The following is a 5,957-nucleotide window of genomic DNA, read 5'->3' as shown; positions in this document are numbered from 1 at the left end:
CTGAGCCAGGATCAAACTCTCCGATAAAAGTTTGAATAGCTCTTGTTTGCAACGATTCAATCGTTGCGGTAAATCTAGAATTAACGTTGACGTATTGTCTTGTTTTGTTCAGTTTTCAAGGTTCAATGTTTTAAGTAGGCTCGCTTGAGCACCTCTTAAATATAACATTTTTCATCATAAAGCGTCAAGCTTTTTTTGAAAGTTGTTTTTGTGTCGTTTTCGGCGACAAGGAATATAATAGCACCTTTTCTATTAAAGAGTCAATACTATTTATAAACTTTTTTGAAAGAAGTAAATTTGCCCCTTCAAATCAAGACGTTATATAAACCAAGAATAAAGCCATACCCGAATTAAACCGAAACGGGGATGGCTATGATTATTAACCTGCAAATTGAATATACTTTCCTCCTTTCACTGGATATATACTTTCTGTAACGATCCAGTCCCATACGAGCTCATGAGGTCTTTTGCCAAGGCAACCGGACAGCAAAAGTTCAGATGAGATTTTTTTAATAGGAAAGCTTTTGGTGAAATAAGTGCGGTGAGAATCAATATCCTTGAGGATGATACCGTCTTCTGTGACAGCAGATATGTGAAAGAGACTATTAATCGATTCACTATATTCTCCCGCTTGTTTTTCCCAGCGGTCATGGTCTTTTTCGTAAACCCAATCTGGTTGATGGAAACGGGGATAGTCTTTTAAGAAGAAATAGTTGAGAAGGTCTTCGCAATTTTTAAGGATTGGTGTTCCATTGATGATGTATCCATCAACCAACTGTAAAAAGTCAGTTTGTTCTTTTCATCCAGCCACCGGACGAATTTTCTCAGTTGTGAAAGGAAAATCTCTGCGTAGTTTTTATGCGGGATGATTTTGGTGTAATGCGGGAGATAGGCAAAGATCAATTCTTCCCAAAATGAGGAGGGACACTCTTTCCATGATGGAGGGCATTCATCTTCTAAGTGATCAGTCATGTAGTGGGCATAAAGGATCGGAGGAATTCATTTCTTTTTTATTGGCCATCTGTTCTCTTTTATAGTCGATAAGGTCATTCCTGTAGTACTCCATTAAACCGCGGTACCGCATATCAAATTCTTTGCTGATCTTCAGTTTTTCGAGCAGTTCCAGATGTTCTCCGGGATGTTTGAATTCCTGCAGCCAAACTCGTGTGTTTGAATCTTCTTGGAAAGTTCTTCCTTTCATCAATAAACCACCAGCTTTCTTCAAATTTTGATTGATGGGGTAAAAGTAGAGGGGAGGGGTTCGACCCAAAGGACACCATTTATAAATGATAAAGAATAGGTATTTTTTAATCGTTAAATAGAGGAAGCCCAACATGTTTAATAGAAGAAGGTATAGTAAAGAAGATACAGGACTCCAAGAAAGGGGAATAGAAGATGAATGAAATCAAACATGCGATTCAAGATCAATACCCTGATGATTTTGCTTGGTGCTGCGGATGCGGGCGCTTGAATAAAAACGGACATCATTTCCGCACCGGTCTGGAAGGCGGGAATACTGTTACGGTCTACACTCCCAAGCCTGAACATACCGCTCTTCCGGGTTATGTTTATGGCGGACTGATCGCTTCGCTGATCGATTGCCATGGAACCGGATCTGCTGCCATTGCACTTCACAAATTGAATGGAGGAAATGTAGGGGATGGACAAGAGCCCCCGCGATTTGTGACCGCCTCTTTGCATGTGGATTTCATGAAGCCCACTCCACATGGGGTTCCTTTGAGGGCGGTCGGAACTGTTGAAAAAATTCATCCAAAGAAGTTCAAAGTAGAAACGGAAGTTTTTGCCGAAGGAAAACTATGTGCCCGCGGCGAAGTGGTGGCTGTGGTGATGCCGGAGACATTTATGCAAAGCTGATCGCAGGCAGCAGGAAGAACCTCTGTCTTTATAACAGGAGCAGATTATTACAAAGAAAAACAGCCCTTAAACAGGCTGTTTTTCTCTTTCTTTATCCGCTTTACAAAACCCACATCTGTATCACAGTCAGGCCCACCACTCCCGGAATTCCAAGGATTCCAGAAATGGAGGATGTCGCTAAATTAATGGGGACATGAATTCCGTACTGGCTGCCAAAGGCGTTCAGGAAAAATAGAAATAGTGCTCCGATCATGACCTTCATGGCGACTTGTCCTACAAATCGCAGTGGTTTGACGGGTGTGCCCGCGGCTAACAGAAGGACGATGAGTCCGCTTATCACTGATATCACAATTACTGGGTTCATACCCTCTCTCCTCTCAACATGGAACATTATGAATCACTTATTGAAAGGATATGAAGGTTGTCTACCTTTTTATGACGATATTTCTGTGTTTCGCTTCTCTAAATAAGAAAAAATATTTTGCTTCAGCAATTTTTGAAGAGCAGTGAAGATTTAAATTATAGTCCACACTCATCTCGTCGATGCTTCGCTGTTGGTTCCAATGCTGTTTCGTTTCTTCCAATGTCTGAAGCAGAGTCTGATCATACTCTCGTTTGAGTTTCCCTTTTTTCCGGAAAAACATAGATTCTCTCCCTTTTAAACGTCTCTTCTTCCTTCAAGGGCTTTGGACAATGTAACTTCATCCGCGTATTCAAGGTCCCCTCCGACAGGCAGGCCGTGTGCAATCCTTGTGATGCGGATGCCGGATGGTTTGACGAGACGAGATATATACATGGCGGTTGCTTCGCCTTCGATATTTGGATTTGTCGCAAGAATCACTTCCTGCACCTCGTCACTTTGAAGACGTTTAATCAGGTCAGGTACGTTGATATCCTCAGGACCGATTCCGTCCATAGGGGAAATGGCGCCATGAAGGACATGATAAAGACCGTTATATTCCTTCATCTTCTCCATCGCAATCACATCTTTGGGGTCCTGGACCACACAGATGATACTGCGGTCTCTTCGCTGATCCTCACAAATATAGCAGGGATCCCTGTCCGTGATATGACCGCAGACAGAGCAGTAGCTTAGGTTGCGTTTGGCGTTGACAAGTGCTTTCGCAAAGTCCAATACCGTGTCTTCTTTCATACTAAGTACAAAAAAAGCCAGTCGGGCCGCGGTTTTCGGCCCAATGCCTGGCAATTTCATAAAGCTGTCGATCAGCTTTGATATAGGCTCAGGATAATGCATGATATTGCCTCCTAGAACATTCCCGGTAGGTTCATTCCTTTAGTGAATTGACCCATAGTAGAGTTCGTTAATTCTTCTGCTTTCTTAAGAGCTTCGTTTGTTGCAGCAAGCACTAAATCCTGCAGCATATCGATATCTTCAGGATCCACTACTTCTTCATTGATCTTCACGTCAAGAACCTGCTTGTGACCTGAAACGATGACAGTCACCATTCCGCCGCCTGCTGATCCTTCGATTTGCTTTTCACCAAGCTCTTCCTGTGCTTCTGCCATTTTCTTTTGCATCTTTTGCATCTGTTTCATCATATTTTGCATATTACCCATTCCACGCATAGTTTCATGACCTCCAAAAATTTTTTATAAAAAGTTTCACATACTTGATGTGGTAGTTCAATCATCAATCTTTTAGTTCGACTAAATCTCCTGCAATCTTTTCCGCTTCCGAGAGAAGTGTATCTTCTTCCTTTGCTTCTCCTGCTTCACCTTCCCCTGTATCCGTCTGTGAATGGCGGATAAAATCTTCCCTTAACGGGATCCACTGATCTTCAGGAATTCCTATCGGGAAATAATTATTTCCGGTGAGCTCTTGCAGGATGGAGTCCATGCTCGAGATGAAAGCCTGATTCTCCATTGCCATCTGGCAGTGGATATCATATTTGAATTTTAACACAAATGAACCAACTGTTGCCGCAACTGGCTCTGCATCATTCAACAGTGCAGCCTGCGATCGCATTTGACGCTGATTCAGTGTTTCCATCATGTCGCCCCAGCGGCTCTTGATCAGGTTAAGGTCTTCTTTCGTTGCATTCTTTAAGACTTCCTGGATCTGTCCGACTGGCGCTCGGAAGCCTTTTTTCGCACGGACAGGCTTTTTAGCCGGTTGTGCAGCTGGTTCCGATTGAACTTTGATTCCGCCAGCTTTTAACTGCTGGATTTCCTTTTCAAGCTCCTGGATTTTCTTCATCATCTCGCCAACTTCCGGTGAAGACGAGCTGACAGGTGCTTCGAGCTGACACAGCTTGACGATGGATACCTCTAAATAGATGCGGGCATGATTGGAGAATTTCATCTCCTGCCCTGCTTGATTCAACACATCGATGTATTGATAAATCTGGCTAGCCTGCGTTTGACCGGCGAGTTCCTTGAATTCATCATCGAGCAGCACCCGCTCCATCGATTCCTCAAGATTTGGTGCCGTTTGATACAGAAGCATATCGCGGTAATAAAGGATGAAGTCTTCTGCAAATCGTGACGGATCCTTCCCTTGAAAAAGCAGTTCTTCGAGCGCACCCAGCCCTTTCGAAACATCTTTCTCAAGAATCGACCGGGCCAGTGTGTTTAAATACCCCTGGGACACTGCACCCGTGACCGTTAACGCATCATCGACCGTCACAATATCCTGACTGAAGGAAATCGCCTGATCGAGCAGGCTGAGCGCATCCCGCATCCCGCCTTCTGCCGCTCTTGCAATCACCGCCAGCGCATTTTCTTCATAGTTCACACCTGACTCCGTTGCGATATGGCTCATCCTTCCGACAATATCCATGGCGGTGATCCGTTTGAAATCGAACCGCTGACACCGGGAAATGATCGTAAGCGGAATCTTATGGGGCTCAGTGGTCGCCAAAATGAAGATGACGTGCTTCGGAGGTTCCTCCAATGTTTTCAAAAGGGCATTGAACGCCCCGATGGAAAGCATATGAACCTCGTCTATGATATAGACCTTATACTCAACCACGTTTGGTGAATACTTAACTTTATCGCGGATGTCCCGTATTTCTTCTACTCCATTATTCGAAGCAGCATCAATTTCAATTACATCGGGGATCGATCCGTCCGTGATCCCTTTACATGCATCACACTCATTACACGGCTCGGCAACCGGGGAACGTTCACAGTTGACCGCTTTGGCAAGGATCTTTGCTGCACTCGTCTTCCCTGTTCCACGCGGACCTGAAAATAAGTATGCATGAGAAATCTTCTGATGAAGGAGAGCATTTTGCAATGTCTTTGTAACATGCTGCTGTCCCACAACATCTACAAATGACTGCGGACGCCACACACGATATAATGCCTGATATGCCAAAATACTCCCCCCTGTTCATTATGTAAGCTCTTTTGTTTTACATTTCGAAAACCTTATATAAGTATGCTGTGTACAGTGTGTCATTGCAGTCCCAAGCGAATGACATTCATGACATCGTTCTGCGCTGTTCGTCCGATACATGTTATCCCGTCTATTATAACGTATTTTCAAGCAGTATTACAAAGAAAACCGGGGACTGATTTCAGAAAGGTTGAATAGGGTCATGAGGGGCGGGGGAATTGATTTGGATTTTGTTTATTAGGGTTGTTTGCAGGGGAGGTTTGAGGAAGTTGTTTGTTCATTAGTGCAGTTGTGGACGGGCGTTCTGTGAGAAATGGTGCTAATCCTGCTTAAGTGGATTCTATCCTTGCGTTTTATCGGGTTTTCGAATCATATTTATTTCAACTGAATAAAATATTTCCATTTCGACTGAAATCTTGCCGTTTATCACCATATTCTTGCCATTCCGCACTATATTCTTGCCGGTAAACTTAATATTCTTGCCAAAACGGACAATAATCTTGCCATTTAACAATTTTCAGCAGAAACAAGTCCCGATCAACTCAAAATCAAATTCAAAACCGAAGAAATCAAACAAAAAGCCCACCCCGATAATAAAGTGTACCCTTTGTAAAGGACATTTTTAAAAAGCCTAAGCTACTTCTAAAAGATGATCTCTGTATTGAACAGGGGTCATCTTTTTTCGATTCCATTGATATCTATGGTGGTTATAGTAAGTAAT

9 protein-coding genes are annotated in these 5,957 nt (G+C 43.3%); 1 reads left to right on the top strand and 8 read right to left on the bottom strand.

Annotated features, from left to right (window positions below):
- Nucleotides 1-379: 379 nt before the first annotated feature.
- Together HP456_RS18670 and HP456_RS18665 are read right to left on the bottom strand one after the other, a co-directional pair.
- A complete protein-coding gene (locus HP456_RS18670) occupies nt 380-775 on the bottom strand; it encodes a hypothetical protein (protein ID WP_172253878.1) in 396 nt (131 codons plus the stop codon).
- Between the two features lie 189 nt (nt 776-964).
- Nucleotides 965-1,201, bottom strand: coding sequence for a hypothetical protein (locus HP456_RS18665; protein WP_172253877.1), 237 nt, complete (start codon nt 1,199-1,201; stop codon nt 965-967).
- A gap of 194 nt (nt 1,202-1,395) precedes the next feature.
- Between HP456_RS18665 and HP456_RS18660 the strand changes: the two genes are divergently transcribed.
- Nucleotides 1,396-1,875: a PaaI family thioesterase gene (locus tag HP456_RS18660; protein ID WP_172253876.1), complete on the top strand. Its 480-nt coding sequence runs from the start codon at nt 1,396-1,398 to the stop codon at nt 1,873-1,875.
- 100 nt (nt 1,876-1,975) lie between these two features.
- Here the strand turns inward: HP456_RS18660 and HP456_RS18655 are convergent, their stop codons facing one another.
- From HP456_RS18655 to HP456_RS18630, 6 genes are all read right to left on the bottom strand, one after another.
- Entirely contained in the window at nt 1,976-2,239 is a 264-nt protein-coding gene (locus tag HP456_RS18655; RefSeq protein WP_172253875.1) for a pro-sigmaK processing inhibitor BofA family protein, read from the bottom strand.
- Between the two features lie 61 nt (nt 2,240-2,300).
- On the bottom strand, nt 2,301-2,519 hold the full coding sequence (locus tag HP456_RS18650) for a YaaL family protein (protein ID WP_172253874.1): 219 nt from the start codon (nt 2,517-2,519) through the stop codon (nt 2,301-2,303).
- 14 nt (nt 2,520-2,533) lie between these two features.
- The gene (gene recR / locus HP456_RS18645) at nt 2,534-3,130 is read right to left on the bottom strand and encodes a recombination mediator RecR (protein WP_172253873.1); all 597 of its coding nucleotides are present in this window, start codon (nt 3,128-3,130) and stop codon (nt 2,534-2,536) included.
- 11 nt (nt 3,131-3,141) lie between these two features.
- Nucleotides 3,142-3,462: a YbaB/EbfC family nucleoid-associated protein gene (locus HP456_RS18640; protein WP_172253871.1), complete on the bottom strand. Its 321-nt coding sequence runs from the start codon at nt 3,460-3,462 to the stop codon at nt 3,142-3,144.
- Between the two features lie 64 nt (nt 3,463-3,526).
- Nucleotides 3,527-5,215 (bottom strand): DNA polymerase III subunit gamma/tau, encoded by a 1,689-nt coding sequence (gene dnaX, locus HP456_RS18635; RefSeq protein WP_172253869.1) that lies wholly within the window; start codon nt 5,213-5,215, stop codon nt 3,527-3,529.
- Nucleotides 5,216-5,867: 652 nt separating this feature from the next.
- Nucleotides 5,868-5,957: IS3 family transposase (locus tag HP456_RS18630; protein ID WP_172250161.1), on the bottom strand; the 90-nt coding region annotated here is incomplete at its 5' end.

The organism is Bacillus haikouensis (genome assembly GCF_013179555.1).
Classification (GTDB): Bacteria; Bacillota; Bacilli; order Bacillales; family Bacillaceae_B; genus Rossellomorea; species Rossellomorea haikouensis_A.
The sequence above is the reverse complement of the archived record's forward strand: the minus strand, read 5'-3'. Positions and strand labels throughout refer to the sequence as shown.

Bases quoted from the DNA above. Each gene is read 5' to 3' on its own strand.
- HP456_RS18650 (WP_172253874.1), bottom strand. From the start codon at position 2,519: ATGTTTTTCCGGAAAAAAGGGAAACTCAAACGAGAGTATGATCAGACT.
- recR (WP_172253873.1), bottom strand. From the start codon at position 3,130: ATGCATTATCCTGAGCCTATATCAAAGCTGATCGACAGCTTTATGAAA.
- HP456_RS18660 (WP_172253876.1), top strand. From the start codon at position 1,396: ATGAATGAAATCAAACATGCGATTCAAGATCAATACCCTGATGATTTT.
- HP456_RS18655 (WP_172253875.1), bottom strand. From the start codon at position 2,239: ATGAACCCAGTAATTGTGATATCAGTGATAAGCGGACTCATCGTCCTT.
- HP456_RS18640 (WP_172253871.1), bottom strand. From the start codon at position 3,462: ATGCGTGGAATGGGTAATATGCAAAATATGATGAAACAGATGCAAAAG.
- HP456_RS18665 (WP_172253877.1), bottom strand. From the start codon at position 1,201: ATGAAAGGAAGAACTTTCCAAGAAGATTCAAACACACGAGTTTGGCTG.